This is a genomic window from Mesorhizobium sp. M0207, from assembly GCF_040321995.1.
Classification (GTDB): domain Bacteria; phylum Pseudomonadota; class Alphaproteobacteria; order Rhizobiales; family Rhizobiaceae; genus Mesorhizobium.
On record NZ_JAMYSQ010000042.1, the window covers coordinates 14709 to 33055 of the forward strand.

General features: G+C 62.9%; 17 protein-coding genes. 6 read left to right on the forward strand and 11 right to left on the reverse strand.

Features of this window, described 5'->3' with window-relative positions:
* The first annotated feature begins 142 nt into the window (after positions 1-142).
* Positions 143-2215: a putative bifunctional diguanylate cyclase/phosphodiesterase gene (locus NKJ15_RS31360; RefSeq protein WP_352819571.1), complete on the forward strand. Its 2073-nt coding sequence runs from the start codon at positions 143-145 to the stop codon at positions 2213-2215.
* 11 nt (positions 2216-2226) lie between these two features.
* Here NKJ15_RS31360 and NKJ15_RS31365 read toward each other — a convergent pair whose 3' ends face one another.
* The 3 genes from NKJ15_RS31365 to NKJ15_RS31375 all read right to left on the reverse strand — a co-directional run bounded on the left by NKJ15_RS31365 (position 2227) and on the right by NKJ15_RS31375 (position 3429).
* The gene (locus NKJ15_RS31365; protein WP_352473630.1) at positions 2227-2664 is read right to left on the reverse strand and encodes a type II toxin-antitoxin system VapC family toxin; all 438 of its coding nucleotides are present in this window, start codon (positions 2662-2664) and stop codon (positions 2227-2229) included.
* 17 nt (positions 2665-2681) lie between these two features.
* Entirely contained in the window at positions 2682-2924 is a 243-nt protein-coding gene (locus tag NKJ15_RS31370; RefSeq protein ID WP_352542390.1) for a type II toxin-antitoxin system Phd/YefM family antitoxin, read from the reverse strand.
* 79 nt (positions 2925-3003) lie between these two features.
* Positions 3004-3429 carry a MarR family winged helix-turn-helix transcriptional regulator gene (locus NKJ15_RS31375; protein WP_352542347.1) on the reverse strand — a complete coding sequence of 142 codons (426 nt, stop codon included), beginning with the start codon at positions 3427-3429 and terminating at the stop codon, positions 3004-3006.
* Positions 3430-3546: 117 nt separating this feature from the next.
* On the opposite strand from NKJ15_RS31375, the gene NKJ15_RS31380 reads away from it, so the two are divergent.
* Positions 3547-3954 (forward strand): hypothetical protein, encoded by a 408-nt coding sequence (locus NKJ15_RS31380; RefSeq protein ID WP_023674396.1) that lies wholly within the window; start codon positions 3547-3549, stop codon positions 3952-3954.
* Positions 3955-4094: 140 nt separating this feature from the next.
* Here NKJ15_RS31380 and NKJ15_RS31385 read toward each other — a convergent pair whose 3' ends face one another.
* Positions 4095-6140 carry an oxidoreductase gene (locus NKJ15_RS31385; protein WP_352473628.1) on the reverse strand — a complete coding sequence of 682 codons (2046 nt, stop codon included), beginning with the start codon at positions 6138-6140 and terminating at the stop codon, positions 4095-4097.
* A gap of 113 nt (positions 6141-6253) precedes the next feature.
* Here NKJ15_RS31385 and queF point away from each other — a divergent pair, with 113 nt between their 5' ends.
* Positions 6254-6715 carry a preQ(1) synthase gene (queF, locus tag NKJ15_RS31390; RefSeq protein WP_023674394.1) on the forward strand — a complete coding sequence of 154 codons (462 nt, stop codon included), beginning with the start codon at positions 6254-6256 and terminating at the stop codon, positions 6713-6715.
* A gap of 14 nt (positions 6716-6729) precedes the next feature.
* Here queF and NKJ15_RS31395 read toward each other — a convergent pair whose 3' ends face one another.
* The 6 genes from NKJ15_RS31395 to NKJ15_RS31420 form a co-directional block, all read right to left on the reverse strand.
* A complete protein-coding gene (locus tag NKJ15_RS31395; RefSeq protein ID WP_352617767.1) occupies positions 6730-7515 on the reverse strand; it encodes an alpha/beta hydrolase in 786 nt (261 codons plus the stop codon).
* Between the two features lie 110 nt (positions 7516-7625).
* Positions 7626-8810, reverse strand: a complete 1185-nt coding sequence (locus NKJ15_RS31400; RefSeq protein ID WP_352542345.1) for a mandelate racemase/muconate lactonizing enzyme family protein — start codon at positions 8808-8810, stop codon at positions 7626-7628.
* 11 nt (positions 8811-8821) lie between these two features.
* Positions 8822-9379 (reverse strand): hypothetical protein, encoded by a 558-nt coding sequence (locus NKJ15_RS31405; RefSeq protein ID WP_352542344.1) that lies wholly within the window; start codon positions 9377-9379, stop codon positions 8822-8824.
* 4 nt (positions 9380-9383) lie between these two features.
* Positions 9384-9863, reverse strand: a complete 480-nt coding sequence (locus NKJ15_RS31410) for a DUF3828 domain-containing protein (RefSeq protein WP_352542343.1) — start codon at positions 9861-9863, stop codon at positions 9384-9386.
* A gap of 105 nt (positions 9864-9968) precedes the next feature.
* Positions 9969-11618, reverse strand: coding sequence for an ABC transporter substrate-binding protein (locus NKJ15_RS31415; RefSeq protein ID WP_352747024.1), 1650 nt, complete (start codon positions 11616-11618; stop codon positions 9969-9971).
* A 41-nt stretch (positions 11619-11659) separates the two neighbouring features.
* Positions 11660-13210: a trimethylamine methyltransferase family protein gene (locus NKJ15_RS31420; protein WP_023674389.1), complete on the reverse strand. Its 1551-nt coding sequence runs from the start codon at positions 13208-13210 to the stop codon at positions 11660-11662.
* A 91-nt stretch (positions 13211-13301) separates the two neighbouring features.
* On the opposite strand from NKJ15_RS31420, the gene NKJ15_RS31425 reads away from it, so the two are divergent.
* Positions 13302-14204, forward strand: a complete 903-nt coding sequence (locus tag NKJ15_RS31425) for a LysR substrate-binding domain-containing protein (RefSeq protein ID WP_352682156.1) — start codon at positions 13302-13304, stop codon at positions 14202-14204.
* A gap of 17 nt (positions 14205-14221) precedes the next feature.
* Here NKJ15_RS31425 and NKJ15_RS31430 read toward each other — a convergent pair whose 3' ends face one another.
* Positions 14222-15202: a zinc-dependent alcohol dehydrogenase family protein gene (locus tag NKJ15_RS31430; protein WP_352819574.1), complete on the reverse strand. Its 981-nt coding sequence runs from the start codon at positions 15200-15202 to the stop codon at positions 14222-14224.
* A 102-nt stretch (positions 15203-15304) separates the two neighbouring features.
* On the opposite strand from NKJ15_RS31430, the gene NKJ15_RS31435 reads away from it, so the two are divergent.
* Positions 15305-16207, forward strand: coding sequence for a LysR family transcriptional regulator (locus NKJ15_RS31435; protein ID WP_352819576.1), 903 nt, complete (start codon positions 15305-15307; stop codon positions 16205-16207).
* 88 nt (positions 16208-16295) lie between these two features.
* Positions 16296-18146 carry a DNA mismatch repair endonuclease MutL gene (gene mutL / locus NKJ15_RS31440; RefSeq protein ID WP_352819578.1) on the forward strand — a complete coding sequence of 617 codons (1851 nt, stop codon included), beginning with the start codon at positions 16296-16298 and terminating at the stop codon, positions 18144-18146.
* Positions 18147-18347 lie beyond the last annotated feature (201 nt).

An 18347-nucleotide genomic window follows, 5' to 3' on the forward strand; every position in this document is an offset into this window, starting at 1 on the left:
GCCGCGAAAGATTGCAATAACCACTTTGCGGATTTCTCGCCACGGTCGCCGCCGCCGGCATGCTGCCGTCCCAAACCTGTTAACACTTTGAAGCCAAAGGTTGTCGCACAAGAATTCGTTGGCGAGAGGGCCGCCTCAGAAAATGTCACAGCAGCCGGTGCACGCCGTTTCGGGCAGGCTCATACTCCTGATCAAATCCGGCTACTGGCTGGCTCTGCTGATCATCGCCGCCATGGTCGTGGCCTCCTTCATCCTGCTGCAGCAGATGATGGCGGCCCAGCAGCACAACCAGGCACTGCTCGATGTGGTCAGCACACAAAAAGCCCTATCGCAGCGCATCGTCTTCCTTGCCGGCGCCACCGGTACCGCCTCACGCGACCAGCAGCCGGCCCTGGTTAGCGCGCTCAAGCAAGCGACGGTGGAGTTCGAGGAGAACTACGATCTGCTGCTCGAACGGACCGCCGCCGATCCGGCGTCGCCGGCAAGGTTCGATCCGAGATCGATCGAGAGCGTACTTTTCGCCAAGCCGTACCATCTCGACTATTTCTCGGTCGGGCTTATCGCCAACGGCGAACGCCTGATCTCGTCATTCGAATCGCGGCTCAACATGGCCGGCAATGGTGGCTACAAGGGCGGAGAGGAGCGCGTCAACCTGAACGCTTCCGTTGCCAACGCAACATTGTCGGGCTATGCCGCACTTGGCCAGCGCATCAGCGCCTTTGCAGACCAGCGATCCGAAACACTTCTCGATCTTAACCGCACATTGTTCTACTCGACCATCGGCGTCATCGTGCTGGTGGCGCTTTTCATTTTCAGGCCAATGTCGAATGCCATCCTGCGCAGGACGCGCGAGCTGGTCGATGCGCGCAATTCCATGGCCTTTATCGCCGTGCACGACGGGCTGACCGGCCTGCACAACCGCACCTTCTTGACCGAGCATTTCGATACGCTGATCAATGCTGCGCAGCGACGGCGTGAACGGGTTGCCGTGGTGCAGTTCGATCTCGACCGGTTCAAGCAGATCAACGACACGTTCGGCCACGCCGCCGGCGATTATGTGCTGGTGGCGGCTGCGCAGCGCATGCGTGATTCGTGCCGTACGTCGGATCTCAACGTGCGTCTCGGCGGCGACGAATTCGTTGTGGTCCTCAACGACGCCGGCAGCACCGAGGACATCGATATCGTCGCCAGGCGCATGCTGGCCAAACTCAATGAGCCGATCATTTTCCGGGGAACGACGATCCATCCGGGCGTAAGTGCCGGGATTGCGGTCTACCCGATCGATGCCGACAATGCTCAGGACCTGCTCGTCCATGCCGATCTGGCGCTGTATTCCGCCAAGAAGCAGGGCGGCGGCAGCTTGTCGTTCTTCTCCGAGGAGCTGAGACGCGAACTCGATTATCGCAAGCAGCTCGAGCTCGACATCAGGACCGCAATCTCCGAGAAGGCGTTCGAAGTCTATTTCCAGCCGCAGGTGTCGGTGTCGAACGGCGCCATCAGCGGCATCGAGGCTCTGGTTCGCTGGAGACACGCCGAGCGCGGCATGATCGCGCCGGGCGAGTTCATTCCGATCGCGGAAAAATGCGGCTTGATGTCCGAGATCGGCCGCATCGTCATTGCCAAGGCGATCAACGAAGCAGCCGAATGGAACCGCGCAGGCATCGCCTTCGGACGGATCGCCGTCAATGTATCCGGCTCGGAGCTGCGCGAGACAGATTTCGAAGTCTTCCTGTTCGACATGCTGGAGAGGGCTGGCCTGCCAGCGCACAAACTATCACTGGAGATCGTCGAATCCGTCATTCTCGACGATGAGAAGACCGGTATCGCGGCAAAGCTGCGGCACATTCGCGCCGCCGGCATCCATCTTGAGCTCGATGATTTCGGCACCGGCTACGCATCGCTCAGCCATGTCAATCCAAACGAGATCGATCGGCTCAAGATCGACCGCCGTTTCGTCCAGAACATCAACGAGAACAGCGGCAACACCAAGATCGTGCGTGCCCTCACCGAGCTCGCCCGCGGTCTCGGCATCTCGATCGTCGCCGAGGGCGCCGAAACCGAAGCCGAGCTCGACTCGCTGATGGCGATCGGCTGCGACCAGGTGCAAGGCTATTCCATCGCTTTCCCGATGCCGCCGGACAGCGTGCGCGAATGGCTGGTGGCGCGAACGCCCAAGAAGGCCAGGCTGACAGTGCTGCAGGGCTGCCGGGCGTAGGAAAGTCGGAACTACTGCAATGGCGGCAGGTTTCTCAGCGGATTGAGCATCGGCACCCCAAGTGGTGCGAAATGACGCTCGTTATCCGTCAGTATCACCAGGCCGTGAACCTCGGCCGTAGCAGCAATCGCTATATCTTCAAATCCCGGTCGATGAGCCCTTGCGCGATCAAGAATAGAACCCGCGGCATGCGCGGCTCGCAAATCGAAGGGCAGAATCCTTGCCCCGTAAAGGTGCTCGACTGCCTGCCACCAGTCGCGTAGCAGCGCGGCCTTTGTGGTCGCGCCGTCGCGCTCCGCCTTCGCTATCCCCGCCGCGATTTCGGACGCAGTCACAACGGATAGGAACAGGTATTCGCTCGCCATATCGAGCCATGCCATCAGCGCCGCCCGATCAACCTTCCTGGCTGGAGCCATTGCCGAGATGATGTTGGTGTCCAGCAGAAACATCAGGGCTGGTCGCCGCGCTACAACGCAACCTTGCGAGCCGGCTTACGGGAACGAGGCGGAATGTCGTCCTTGTCCCCGGGAAAAGCCGCCAGCAGCCGCCCGAAGCTCGGCACCCGAGACAGCCGCTGATAATCTTCGAACGACAGGATGACGGCCTGCTTCCGACCGTGGCGTGTGATAATGGCAGGCTCTCCTGCAATTGCCTGATCGACGACTGCCGAAAGCGTCGCCTTGGCGTCTTTCAACTGAATTTCGCGCATGTTGCCACCCTCGCATATGACTACCATGGTCATATAACATTGCAGACGGCTTGGAACAAGGGTTGCGGTCCAATCGGTATCAACTGACATTGGCCCGCAACGCGGCCAGCACCTGTGCAAACTCTGCCAGCCTGTCGTCGGACAGTCCTTTCCGCAGCCGCTTGTCGAAGGCTAACGCGGCGGTGCGCAATTTCAGGAACAGCGCTTCTCCGGCTTGGGTCAGCTCCACCTGGTGAACCCGGCGGTTCTCGGGATCGCGGCGGCGCATCAGCAGGCCTTGCGTCTCCATAGCGTTGAGGTGGTGGGTCAGCGTTGCGCCCCGGATGCCGATCATGCCGGCGAGCTCGCGTTGATTGGCCAGCTCCCGCGACTTGACCGACAGCAACGTGACCCAGACCGGCAGCGTGCCGCCTGCCTCGACCAAGGCAGCGTCGAAAGCCTGCGCAACCAGCTTGGCGGTGCGCGCGAGATTCATCCCGATCGGCGGGCGGTCAAAGGGCGTCATGATCCGACACTAGAACAAGGGCAAAGCCTATGGAACCGGCTCGAGCTTATGCGTTGACATCTAATCATTTGATATCTATCAATATGCCTGACGGTGGGCAAGAGAGGAAATGCGGTCATGCAATATGTCTACATCATCGTCCTCGGCCTTCACGTCATGGCGGGTGTGTTCTGGGCCGGCACCACTATCGCGGTTGCGCGCGAACCGGAGATCAGGGCGGAACGTTTCTTCCGGCCGCAAATGGGCGCAGCCGGCGTGGTTTTCCTCACCGGCTTGCTGCTGTGGTATTTCTTCCACAACGGCTCTTTCGGCTCGATGGAGAAGGTCTTGGCGCTCGGCATCTTGACGGCGTTAATCGCCGCCGGGGTTCAGGGCGCGCTGGTGGGTTCCGCCAGCAGGCAGTTGGCCGGCGCTGATGCGGCGAAGCAAACCCAGTTGCGCGCCAAGATGACAAAGGGCGAACGCATCGCCGGCGGCCTGCTGGTCATCACCGTGTTCTGCATGGCCACCGCCAGGATGTTTTGAACGTCCTGCCGCAATCGCAAGATCGTACGGTGCCCGGCGATGGCCGGCGGCGTGCGCGGCGCGCAGACCGGACCGACGTACCGTGGTGGCTCTCCGTACGGAGGTTCGGCTGCGCGCCACCAATCAATCCAAAATATTCCTCAGATTCGCAAGCCGAACCTGATGCCGTCATAGATCGCAGCGTGGATATTGCGTGAAGCTACCGCGTCGCCGATGCGAAAGACGACGAAACCGCCTTGCGGATTGCGCGCAGGAAAGATGTCGCCGCCATTGATCAGTTTTTCGTAATCGATCGCGCCGGCGTTCTTCGACAGCGGCTTCAGCGCCAGGTAGAGATCGTCGAGCGGCAGCGTGCCGTGCTCGACCACCACCTGGTCGACCCGCCGCTCGCCGCGCCAGCCATCGGCGAAGTCGGAGGCGAGCTCGGCGATCAGCTGGTTGCCTTCACGCCGCACAGAACGTAGCCGTGTGTTGATGGTCACCGTGACACCCTTTTCCTGGAAGGCGCGCATGTAGGGCACATGATTCATGCCGCCCATTTCCGGGGCGAAGAAGCGCTCTGGTGAAACCAGCTCCAGCCTGGCGCCGCTATTGGCGATCAGTTCGGCGGCACCCATGCCCTGATGGCCGCCATTGTCGTCATAGAGCAGCACGTTCTCGGCCGGCTTGACGCTGCCGGCCATGATGTCCCAGCTCGAGGTGACGAGATCGTCGCCCGCCGTCAGAGGCGGGTTCTGCGGCAGGCCGCCGGTGGCGACCACCACCACGTCCGGCGACAGCGCCAGCACGTCGTCCGTCTCCGCCCATTTGTCGTAGCGGATCTCGACGCCCAGCCGGTCGAGTTCGGCCAGGCGCCAGTCGATGATGCCGATCAATTCCTTGCGGCGCGGGTTTTGCGTTGCCAGCCGCACCTGGCCGCCGGCCTGGCTCGATGCTTCCAGCACCGTCACCTGGTGCCCGCGCTCGGCGGCGACGCGCGCCGCCTCCAGCCCGCCGGCGCCGGCACCGACGACGACCACCTTCCGCTTCGGTCCCTCGGTTTTCGGAATAATATGGGGGATATCAGCCTCGCGGCCCGTCGCCGCATTGTGGATGCACAGCGCCTCGCCGCCCTCATAGATGCGGTCGAGGCAATAGGTGGCGCCGACGCAAGGGCGGATCTCGTGCTCGCGGCCCTCCATCACTTTTTTGACGATATGCGGGTCGGCAATGTGGGCGCGCGTCATGCCGACCATGTCCAGCTTGCCGGTGGCGATGGCGTGACGCGCGGTGGCGACGTCGGAAATCCGCGCCGCATGGAAGGTCGGGAATTTCGTCGCTGCCCTGATCTCGCCGGCAAAGTCGAGATGCGGCGACGACCGCATGCCGGTCACCGGGATGACCTTGGTCAGCGCCGCATCGGTCTCGATCGAGCCACGGATGATGTTGAGGAAATCGACCTTGCCGGAGCCGGCCAGCCGCCTGGCGATTTCGACGCCCTCCTGTTTCGACAGGCCTTTCTCGAAATCCTCGTCGGCGACCATGCGGATGCCGACGACGAACTTTTCGCCGACCGCGGCACGCACCGCGTCGAGCACCATTCCGGTGAAGCGCAGCCGGTTGTCGAGCGAGCCGCCGAAATCGTCGTCGCGCTGGTTGGTGGCCGGCGACCAGAAACCGTCCATCAGATGGCCGTAGGCTTCGAACTCGATGCCGTCGAGGCCGGCAGCCTGGCAGCGCTGCGCGGCCGCCGCATAGTCGGCTACGATGCGCTCGATATCCCAGTCCTCGATAGTCTTGGGAAAGGCGCGATGGGCCGGTTCGCGCACCGGCGAAGCCGACAGCACGGGCAGCCAGTCGGCCTTGTTCCAACCGGTGCGGCGGCCGAGATGGGTGATCTGTATCATCACCTTGCAATCGTGCTCGTGGCAGGCATCGGTAAGCTCGGCGAGCCACGGCACGATGCGGTCGTCATAGACATGCAGATTGCCAAAAGCGGCCGGGCTGTCGCGCGAGACGATCGCCGAACCGGCGGTCATGGTCAGCGCCATGCCGCCCTTGGCCTTTTCGGCATGGTAGAGCCGGTAGCGTTCCTTCGGCATGCCGTCCTCGGAATAGGCCGGCTCATGGCTGGTCGACATCACCCGGTTCTTCAGCATCAGATGCTTGAGCTGATAGGGCTGGAGGAGCGGGTCGTTGCTGGTCATCGTCTTCCTGCTGTTTCAAATTGTGCTAATGAGCGGCAAATTTTGTTTTTACGCATGTCGCTGTCCCAAAATCGCTGCGCAGTTTTGGGCGACATGCAGCAAGGAACCTGCTCATGACCGATACGAAAAACCTCACCCAGCTCGGCACCAACGTCGAGGCGCCACAGAGCCCTGAAGCGGCAGTCCTGGAAACCGTGCCGTTTTCGCGCGGCGACGGCCCGCCGGCCATCGTTCGCTTCACCTGCCCGGAATTCACTTCGCTCTGCCCGGTCACCGGCCAGCCGGACTTCGCCCATATCGTCATCGACTACGCACCCGATGCGCTGCTGGTGGAATCGAAGTCGCTCAAGCTGTTCATGACCTCGTTTCGCAACCATGGCGCCTTCCACGAAGAATGCACCGTCATGATCGGCCGCCGCATCATCGCCGCGACCAAGCCATTGTGGTTGCGCATCGGCGGCTACTGGTATCCGCGCGGTGGCATTCCGATCGACGTGTTCTGGCAAACCGGCGCGCCGCCGGAAGGTGTGTGGCTGCCCGACACCGGCGTCGCCCCCTATCGCGGGCGCGGCTGATCGGACGGAGCGGCTCACCTGATCCCGGTCCGGCACAGGTTGGTCTCCAGGAAAGGCATCACCGCGTCGCGGTACCGCTGTTGGTCATAGCGATAGAGATCAACATGCCGCGCGCCGTCGAACCAGACCAGCTTTGCGTCAGCGCCTGCCGCATCTTTCAACGCCAGTGTCTGGCTGCGAGCGACAAACGGATCCGAATTGCCTGCTAGCAGCAATATCGGCCGATCAATCGCGCCGATGCGATCGACCGGCCTGACATCATCTACCCCGAAGCCAAGGCGGAGCTGCATCTGCGCCAAGAGGATGGTCGCCTGTACGTCGCGCAACATAGGCAAGGGCGCTCGCAACGCCGTGGTTTCCAGCAAAGTCGCGTAGAGCTGCTCCAGGACATAGGCGTCGGCATGCTCCTGCTGAGCGCCAAATACAAAAGCAGCCGCACCGAGCGACGAGCCGATGGCCGCCACCTTGCGACCGGCGAAGCGTTGCCGCGCAAAGGCGAGGATGCGGCTGGCGTCCTGCCGTTCGATGTAACCAAAGCCTCTGATATCGCCGCCGCTTTCGCCATGTCCCGACAGATCGAACAGCACGATCGAGTAGCCGCTTTCGAAAAGCAGCTTCGCTCTTGGAACCATGGCCAGCTTGTTTGAACCACGTCCGTGTAACAGCACGATTGTTCCGCAACTGTCCTGCCGATCCGCCACCCAACCGGCAAGGTCGGGCGCGCCCTCCCGCTTCAGAACGATGCGCTCCACCGGTAACCCCACAGGCAGCGTGAAGCTTTGCTGAGGCACGCGGGCCACCGCGTGGCTTCCTGCCTCCCAGGTGACAGCGCAGGCCAGGACGCAAACCGCCGCGAATAAAGCAACCACGACAGGACCTCTTCTCATCGATCGGTCACGTGCACTTCGCATCAGTTGAGCGGCAGCCGCCGGTAGCGGCTGGGGCTGTTCGGGTCGCTGAAATGGTGCATCGGCCCGTGTTCGGCAAAGTGCGCTGACCAGCGTTTCATTGCCGCCGGATCGAGTTCGACGCCCAGCCCGTCACCCTCCGGCACGCGCACCGTATTGCCCGTCTGGCGAAAAGGACCGTCCTTGATGACATCGCCGATCTGCCAGCGAAACAACGACTGCGACGCCTCGGTGATCCACGGTGTCGCCGCCACGACGTGCAGATAAGCCGATGTCATGATGCCGAGATCGTTCGAATAGCACCAGAACCCCTTGCCCATCGCCTCACAGGCGGCGATGAATTTCAGAGTTTTCGACAATCCGCCGAGTGCTGCGAAATTGCAGACGAAGTAATCCGGCGCACCGAGCGCGACTGCCCGTCTGAGATCCGGGATGTGCGTCGAGAACGGAATGCGCGAATGCTGGCGCAGCGCAGCCATCTCCTCGAAGGTCGCGACCGGATCCTCGTAGTTGCGGATGTTGAACGGCTCGATCTCGCGCAGCACCCAGCGCGCTGTGGTCAGCGACCACTGCATGTTGGAATCGAGTTTGATCTGCGCTTTATCGCCAAGCGCCTCGCGCAGCATGCGCACTGTCCTGATCTCGAGCTCGGGATCGCCCATGATCAGCTTGCCCTCGAAAATCGTCGAGCCGTGCTGTTCTCGCATGCCGAGACAGTAGTCGACGATCGCTTCGGCGGTCATCTCGCCGCCGGCTCCGCCGTGAGCGGGGCGAAAGGCGAAATATTCCGAAAACGGAATGTCCTTGCGCACCGCGCCGCCGAGCAGCTTGTAGAGCGGCATGCCGAAGACCTTGCCTCTTATATCCCACAGCGCCAGTTCGACGGCGCCGAACGCCACCGTGGCTGCATTCTCGCCGGTGTTGGCGGTAATCTGCCAGGGCGGCACGCAGCGCGCCTCGCAGTCGGCGATGTCGAGCGGATCGGCGCCAATCAGCGCCGGCGCGATCTCGGCCTTGATCACCTCGCCGAAATGCCACCATGGCGCCTCGCCCAGTCCGACCACGCCTTCGTCCGTCTCGACCTCGATGATCGATTTCGAGGCGCCGCCGTAGAGACCAGCCGTCCACCAGAACGGAGCATCGAGCGGGACGTTGACGTGGGTGACGCGGATGTTGGTGATCTTCATCGGTTCCGTTCTCACTCACACTGGTATTGGCTTAGCGCCCATTCGCCGGTCACCGAGAGCAGGTCCGATATCTTCCAGTCGCCATCGATCTTTTTGAACTTCCATTCCAGCCGGTGCGGATTGCCGTAGACGACAAAAGCGACGACGACCTTGGCCTCGTCGCCCTTGATCGCTTCGATGGTCTTCAGGCTCTTGTCGATCTCCGCCTTTTCGTATTCGGAATTGTCGAGCGCCATGTTGGGATCGAGGCACTCGCCCTGCCCCGACTTCCGCAGCGCGTCGCTCTTGTCCAGCACCGACTTTGCCGGGTCGGTGAAATGGCCCCGCTGAGCCGGATCGACCTCGAGCCCGGCATGCTCGTAGAACGGCTTCACTACCGCGGTCGGCGAGCCCGGCTGCACGGGTGCGGCCGGCGCGTTTTCTGCCGGCGGCAAAACTGCCGGCGGAGGTGCCGCACTGTCGGCCGGCGCGTTTGCGGGCGGCGCGCCGAATAGGCCCTGAGCGGCGGCGCTGCTCAATCCGGCCAGCAGGCACGCAGTCGCCAAAATCCAGGGACGGCAGCGAAGCACGGCATCACTCCGGCGACTGTCCGGCCAGGCATTCGAGCGCACTCAGGGTCCAGCCGCTGGTCTTCGAGGTAATGTCGGCGACCTTCCACTGGCCGTCGATCTTCTTCAACGACCAGACCATTTCGCGTTTGGAACCATCGCCTTCCGGAAAAAGGTTGAACGTCGCCGTCACCTCGGCGCTGTCGCCATCCAGCGTTTCGGCCAGCGTCAGCGTCTTGGCCACGGTCTTCTCGTCATAGTCCTGCGCATCGAGACCAGGGGCGAAGTCGATGCAGGGAACTTCATCCGGATGGTTCTTTGCGGCATTGTCGTTCAGTTCGAACAGTTTCGTCACCGGTGCGGTGAAGCGGTCGCGATATTGCGCATCGGCCTCGAATTTGACCGACGGGACATAAAAGAACTTCACGGCGTTGGCAGCAGGGCCGGCAAACGCGGCCGCCGGCACGGCCATCGAAAGCGCGGCAACAAAAAGTGGCAGTTTCATGGGTGTCCCCGATTGTTCACTGACGGAAGCTATCAGTACCACGCATCTTGCCCGTCGGCTTTCTTGCGGTCCATGAAATCCTGCAACGTCTCGTCTGCTGGCAACTCAGGCGTTCAGCCAGACATCCTGGAGATCCATCTCGAAGGTTTGGTGGACACCGTAGTTCTTCACCTTCTCATTCATGTGGCTGAACAGCTTCTGCCAAAACGGCTGAATGATGACGCCCGAATCCTGCAGGATCTGCTCGATGTCCTTCATGACCTCGCGGCGCTTTTCCACGTCGATGAGCGAAAGAGCCTGCTTGAGCTTGGCGTCGAAATCAGGGTTCGAGTAGCCGGTTTCGTTCCAGGCCTCGCCGGTGCGATAGCCGAGCGCCAACACCTGTACGCCAAGCGGGCGCATGTACCAGATGGTCATCGAATAGGGGTATTTCGTCCAGTCGTTCCAGAAGGTCGACCCCGGCAGCACGGTGCGCTTCACCTTGATCCCGGCATCGCGCAACTGGCCGGCAATAGCGTCGCCGGTGTTCTTTTGCCAATCGTCCTCGACGGTGATCAGTTCATGCTCGAAGTCGTCCTGCCCGGCATCGGCCATAAGCTTCCTGGCGCCCGCGGCGTCGCGTGTCTTCTTGGGCAGCGCGTAGTATTCCGGATGAATCGGGCTGACGTGGTGGTTTTCACCAACAGTGCCTCGCCCGGCGTAGCCAAGTTCGAGCACCGCTTTGTTGTCGACGGCCATCTGGAGGGCGTTGCGAACCCGCTTGTCGTCATAGGGCTTGTTCGTGATGTTGGTCCGGGCGACGAGCGTGGTCGCTGTCGCGACCTCCGATTTGACCAGCCCCATCTTGTCGAGGATGTCTATGAAGTCGGCCGGCGTCTCGAAGTTGAGGTCGATTTCGCCGGAGTCGAATGCATTTATCGAGGCGTTGAAATCGGTTCCGTAGTCGATGAATTCGACGCCGTCGAGAAGCGCTTCACCGCCCCACCATTTGCCATTCTCACGACGCTTGACGACCGCTTTCTGGCCGACCGCATAAGACACCAGTTCGAACGGCCCGGTGCCAATCGGCTTCTCAATCGGATTGGCGCCGTCGGCGTCGAAGTTGCGATGGACCACCAGCGCCGGATAGTCGGTGAAGTTCGGGATCAGCGAGATGTCCGGTTCGTTCAGCTTCAGCTTCACCGTGTTGTCGTCGACCTTGGTGATCGCCCCTTCCCTGGCCTTGCCGGTCTTTGCATCGATCAGCGCACCGACGCGCGCGGCCATCGAATTGCCGGCGGCAGCCTTCTCGCACCAGCGCGTCAGATTGTAGGCTACGTCATCGGCGTTGAAAGCATCGCCGTTGTTCCAGGCGATGCCCTTGCGCACATGCAGCACGTATTCGGTGGCGTCGTCGTTGACCTCCCAGCCTTCGAGCAGAACCGGCTCGAATGTGAACTGGCGAGTGTAGCGGACAAGCGGCTCGAGCCAGCAGCGTGAAATGTTCGCAAGTTCCACCCAGTCGTAGGTGCGCGTGTCCTTTTGCGCCTTCACCGACATCGAAACGTGCAGCGTTCCGCCTTTCTTCGGCTCTTCAGCCAAAGCCCGCTCCGGCACGGCAAGTCCAATCATGCCGTAGGCAAGGGCCGTTGATGCGCCGAAAGCGCTTGCCAGGGCCAGAAACTCCCGCCGGTCGACGCGACCGGCGCGCGCCTCGCTGGCCATTGCTTCGATGGCGCTCGGTACGCGATCGCCGTTGCTTCTGAAGAGTGTCATTTTTTCCTCCCTTATGGTTCGCATCGGGTCTTCGCCCGTGATCAACTAACGCTGTCCGGCAGTTTCTCCTCGCGCCGCGCAATCAAATCTTTGAGACCATCGGCGATGCCCTCATCGAGCTTCGGCTCCTCATAATCGGCGAGCATGTTGCGCGCTTTCTCGCGGCCGCGGGTGTCGTGGTCCTTTGCTCCTTCCGCCTTCCACTGTTCGAACGAATTGAAGTCCATGATGCTCGGTATGAAGAAGGCGGACTCGAAATGTTCAAGCGTGTGCTGGGTGCCGAGGAAATGGCCCTGTGGTCCGACCTCGCGGATAGCCGCCATAGCCTCCTTGAAATCGTCGAATGGCAGCCCGCCAGCATATTTGTACCAGCCGACAAGCTGCTCGCAGTCGGTGGCAAATTTCGAATAGCCGCAGGTCAGGCCGGCCTCGAGCCAACCGGCAGAGTGCCAGATGTAGTTGGCGCCGGCAAGGATGGCGGCATGCATCAGCATGTTCGCCTCGTAGCCCGCCTGGGCGTCGTTCAGCTTCGAGCCGACATGGAAACCGGACGTGCGCCACGGCAGACGATACTTCCGCGCCAGCGCGCCCATGAGATACATCATCTGGGCCGCCTCCGGCGTGCCGCCCATGGGAGCGCCGGTCTTCATGTCGACCGTCACCATGAACTGTCCGTAGATCTGCGGCGAACCCGGACGCAGGAGCTGTGTGAACGCGACGCCCGCCAGCGCTTCGGCATTGACCTGCGCGACCGCACCGACGGCAGAGGCCGAAGTCGAGGCGCCGCAAAGGGCGAAGGGGGCGAGGATCAGCGGCTGGTTGTGGCGCGCATAGACTTTCATCGCGTCCAGCATGGTGGCGTCCCACACCAGCGGCGAATTGCAGTTGGTGATCGACACCAGGACCGGGTTGTCGCGGACATAGTCCTCGCCGAACACGATGCCTGCCATCGCCATCGTGTCTTCGGCTCGATCCCTGGAGGTCACGATGCCCATGAACGGCTTGTCGGAGTGCTTCAGCGCCGAATGGATGATGTGGAGATGACGTTTCGGCACCGCGATTTCCATCGGCTCGCAGATGATCGAGCTCGACGAGTGCAGCGCCGGCGCCATGTAGGCGAGCTTGTGGAAATTGTTGAGGTCGGCGAGTGTGCCGTAGCGCCTGTTGTTGTCGAGGTCGCGCACGTAAGGCGCCCCGTACATCGGCACGAAGATGGAGTTGTTTCCACCCACACGTACGGAACGCTGGGGATTCCTCGCATTGAGCGTGAACTCCGACGGGACCTTCGAGATGAGCTCCATCAGCAGAGCGCGGTCGATCCGGACCCTTGTCTCCGAGACATCGGCGCCCGCCGCCTTCCACATTGCGATCGCCTCGTCGTCGCGGAACTCGCATCCGACTTCTTCGAGGATGGAGAGCGACTCCTGGTGGATCAGCTCAACCGCCTCGTCCGGGACCATCTGATAGACGGGAATCTGACGGACCAGGGTTGGAAACGACGCTATGGGTGCGCCCCGCAGCGCCTTGCGCCCCAGGCGGCCGCCGCTGCGGCGGTTGGTGTGTTCGCTCACTTCAACGGCCGGTGCGTTCATGAAGGCTCCATCTTCCTGTCTCGACCAATCTAGCCAGACAAAATGCGGCTGTGACGCTGGAAAATCCTGATCTCTTGTATAAGCTCAGCTTATGCGAAGCTTGCGCCACCTGCTGCCGTCGGCCGGCAGCCTGATCGTTTTCGAGGCCGCCGGGCGGCTGTCGAGCTTTACCGCCGCCGGGCGCGAGCTCGGCATGACGCAGGCTGCCGTCTCCTATGCGATCCGTGGGCTCGAAGAGCAGCTCGGCGCCAAACTCTTCCAGCGCCGCCACCGGCAAGTCAGCCTGACCGAGGCCGGCGACCGCTTCCATGCCGACGTCTCGCTCGGCCTGTCGCACATTCGCAAGTCGGCGGAGGATCTGCGCCAGATCGCCGTCGGCGCGCATGTGACACTCGCCGCCTCGACCGCCTTTGCCTCGTTCTGGATGATGCCGCGCCTGCAGCAGTTTCGCGACGAATTGCCGGGCATCGACCTGCGCATCCAGACCGCCGACCGCGATCTCGACATCATCGCCGAAGACATCCCGCTCGGCGTCCGCGGCGGCGAGCCCAGGGAATGGACGGATTATCATTCGCTGCCGCTGGCCGATGAGGTGATATTCCCCGTTGCCGGCGTTAGTTATGTGGCACGGTTCGGGCTGCCGGAGCGTGTCGCGGACCTTCAATCGCACCGCCTTATCCATCTTGAAGAGCCGTTTCGCGAGGCCGCGAGCTGGGACGAATGGTTCGCCTCGGCCGGTGTCGACATCGCCGATGCCGGACGCGGCTTGCGCATCAACGACTATGCGCTGGTGATCCAGGCAGTCATGGAAGGGCAAGGCATCGCGCTCGGCTGGGGTCACCTCGCCGAGCGGCTGCTGGCATCAGGGCTGCTGGTGCGCGTCACCGGCCACACGATGACGACCGGCAAGGGCTTTCATGTCATCTGGTCGAGGAACCGCGAGCTCAGCGACAATGCCCGCAAGGTGCGGGACTGGCTGGCCGCGCAGGCGTGAGGCCGATAAATGCCCGGTCAAACGGTCACGACGATCTTGCCGAACTGTTCGTTCGATTCGAGATAGCGGTGCGCCTCGACGATCTGGTCGAACGGAAAGGTTCTGGCGATTGCCGGCTTCAGCGAACCCGAGCTCAGTCCGTCGAGGATGAACGCCTTGGCGGCCTGCAGCCGGACCGGATCGCGCACGATCTCATGGACGAGATAACCGCGCAGCGTCAGTGTCTTTGCAGGTAGCGGAAAGGGTGTCGGGTCGAGGCTCAAGCCGCCATATTCGATGAGAATGCCACCCGGTGCCATCGCTGCCGTCAGAGGCTTGAAAATCGGGCCGCCGACGGCATCGAACACCACGCGCACGCCGTCCGGGCCGGCGATCCGCTTCAGCCCGGCTTCCAGGTCCTCCTCTGCCGAGGCGATGACGTGGGCCGCGCCGAACTCAAGCAAAGCCCGCTTCTTGGCGGATGTCCGTGTGACCGCGATCGGGATCGCGCCAATCATGTTGGCGATCTGGATCGCGGCGAGTCCGACGCTGCTCGAGGCCGCGGTAATGACAACAAAGTCCTCGCTTTGGAATTTGGCAATGTCGATCAGCGCACCGTAGGCGGTGAGATATTGCATCCACGCTGCGGCGGCTTCTTCCCAGCTCAGCGATGGTGGATGCTTGACGACGAGCTCGGCGGGATATGTGGCAATCTCACCATAGGCGGGCCAGCGGGCCATCGATAATGGCGGCACGATGCTGACGGCATCGCCAGGCGCAAACCCGTCCACGCCTTGGCCGACCATCTCGACGATACCCGCCGCCTCGAGCCCAAGACCGGAAGGCAACGGCGCGGTCTGGATGTAGGTCCCCGAACGCAGCAGCGCCTCGGCGCGGTTTATGCCCAACGCCTTGACGCGGATCTGAATCTCACCGCTCGCGGGCGCAGGCGTGTCAACATTCTCGATGCGCAGGACCTCGGGACCACCGAGCTCATGAAAGCGAACGACACGTGCCATCGGTCAAACTCCAAAATATTTGAACTGAATCAGCTATGCCAGCGCTCATCAGGCGGATAAATGGCCGCTTGAGTAGATCAGCAGAAACTGTAGGTTTTGAATATGGATCGCCTTACGAGCATGGCCGTGTTCGTCAAAGCCGTCGACCTGGGCTCGTTCGCAGCCGCGGCGGCGGCTCTCGATCTGTCCGGGCCGATGGTCGGCAAGCATGTCCGGTTTCTCGAGGAGCGCCTGAGCGTGCGCCTCATCAACCGGACCACGCGCCGCCAAAGCCTGACCGATTTCGGGCGCGCCTACTATGAACGCTGCCGGCTGGTGCTTGCCGAAGCGGAGGCCGCGGATGCACTCGCCGCCGATCAGCTTGCCGAACCGCGCGGAAAGCTGCGTGTCCTCATGCCGGTGCATTTCGGCCGGCGCTGCGTTGTCCCGATCCTGTTCGGGTTTGCGCAGCAATATCCGGCGCTGGAACTTGACCTGTCGTTCAGCGATGCCATCGCCGACCTCGCCGAGGACGGCTGCGATCTTGCCATTAGAACGGGCGATCTGGAGGACCAGGCCGGGGTGATGGCGCGTCGCATCGCGCGCCAGCACATGGTCGTCTGCGCGTCGCCGTCCTATCTCGACCGGCACGCCGAGCCACATGAAATAGATGACCTCGGCAGCCATCACGCGATCATCTACCGCCGTTCCGGGCGTGCCGTTCAGCCGTGGCTGTTTCCGCGCAACGGCCACCCCGCGATTGAGGTCAGGCCAGTCAGCAGATTGCGGCTCGACGACCTCGATGCCATCGCCGATGCCGCGGCCGCCGGCATGGGGCTCGCCTGGCTGCCATACTGGCTGGTTCGCCAGCGCATCCAGGCGGGCGCACTTGTCCCGCTGTTGTCGGAACAATCCTGGTTTCTCTACGACGTTCATGCCCTGTGGTTGCAGACGCCTCATCTGCCGATGAAAGTCCGCCTTGCCGTCGATGCACTGTCGGCAGCGCTGCCCAAGCTCATGAGTTGAAGTGCACGAGCGGCCAGTCGCGATCAGCTGCGTGGATTTCCTCAATTCCGCCCTCCCGCATCGACCACGAATCCGCCTATAGTGCCCCATGCCGATCCGCCAGCTTTCCGAAACGATGATCAACCAGATCGCCGCCGGCGAAGTCATCGAGCGTCCGGCAAGCGTGGTCAAGGAACTGGTCGAGAACGCGCTCGATGCCGGTGCTGCGAGAGTCGAGATCGTCACCGCCGGCGGCGGGCTGAACCTGATCCGCGTCAGTGACGACGGCTCGGGCATTCCGGAAAAGGAACTGGCGCTGGCGATTGCGCGCCATTGCACCTCCAAGCTCGCCGACGACATTCACGACATCCGCTCGCTCGGCTTTCGCGGCGAGGCTTTGCCGTCGATCGGCTCGGTGGCGCGGCTGTCGATCCGCTCGCGCACCGCGTCCAGTGAAAACGCCGCCGAGATCGGCATCGACGGCGGCCGCGTCTCCGCGGTCAGGCCGGCGGCGGCCAATCGCGGAACCACGGTCGAGGTGCGCGACCTGTTCTTCGCCACGCCCGCAAGGCTCAAATTCATGAAGGGCGAGCGCGCCGAAAGCACGGCCATCGGCGACGTGGTCAAGCGCATCGCCATCGCCTTTCCCGCCGTGCGCTTCACCCTGGCCGGCCCGGACCGCTCGACGCTGGAACTGCCGGCGACCGACGACAGCCCGGAAGGCCGGCTGCGCCGGGTGGCGCAGGTGATGGGCGCCGACTTTCCGGACAATGCGATCGCCATCGACGCGATGCGGGACGGCGTGCATCTCGCCGGCCATGTCTCGGTCCCCTCCTTCACCCGCGCCAACGCGCTGCAGCAATACGCCTATGTCAACGGCCGTCCGGTGCGTGACAAACTGATCGCCGGCGCCATTCGCGGCGCCTTCGCCGACGTGCTGCCGCGCGACCGCCATGCCGTCACCGTGCTGTTCCTGACGCTCGATCCGGCGATCGTCGACGTCAACGTCCATCCGGCCAAGGCAGACGTGCGCTTCCGCGACCCGGGGCTGGTGCGCGGGCTGATCGTCGGCGCCATTCGCGAAGCGCTGGCCAATGCCGGCATCCGCCCCGCCACCACAGGGGCCGCCGGCATGATGGCGGCGTTCCGGCCAGGCGCCGCATCCTATGCGCATGGCGGCCCGGCCAACGGTCACCGCAGCTACGAGGCCGCCTATCGGGCATCGGGCTTTGCCGGGTTCGATCCTGGCCGTTCGCCACAGCGGCCGCTCGATATGGGCGACGGGTTCGGCGAGGACGAGCAGGCGGCCTTCGACGCCGGGCCGCTGCACAGCGCCGATGCGCGCGCCGGGCAAAACGAAGCGGCGGAAACGCTGCTCGGCACGGCGCTGGGCGCCGCGCGCGCGCAAGTGCATGAGAATTATATCGTCGCCCAGACCAGGGATTCGCTGGTCATCGTCGACCAGCACGCGGCGCATGAGCGGCTGGTCTACGAGGCCTTGAAGAACGCCCTCCACTCACGCGCGGTGCCGTCGCAGATGCTGCTGCTCCCCGAGATTGTCGATCTGCCGGAGGAAGACGCCGAACGGCTCGCCAGGCACTCCGAGACGCTGGCCCGCTTCGGCCTCGGCATCGAGCGCTTCGGCCCCGGCGCCGTCGCGGTGCGCGAGACGCCGTCGATGCTCGGCGAGACCAACGTCCAGCAGCTGGTGCGCGATCTCGCCGACGAGATCGCCGACAACGACACGGTCGACACGCTGAAGGAGCGGCTGGACAAAATAGCCGCGACCATGGCCTGCCACGGCTCGGTGCGCTCCGGGCGGCTGCTCAAGCCGGAAGAGATGAACGCGCTGCTGCGGCAAATGGAGGCGACGCCGGGCTCCGGCACCTGCAACCACGGCCGCCCGACCTATATCGAACTCAAGCTGGCGGATATTGAGAGATTGTTCGGGCGGCGATAAGAAACTCGCAGGGCGCAGCCCCCACCCGGACCTTCGGTCCGACCTCCCCACAAGGGGGAGGTAGGGAGCCTACCCGCCGACGCCTCGCGAGGAGCTTACCCTCCCCCTTGTGGGCAGGGGAATCGCATATGGCGATTTTGGGGTTGAGTTTAGGCTGAGAAAGGATTCTTTGGAGAGGCAGTTGAGCGAAGGAGCGACTGC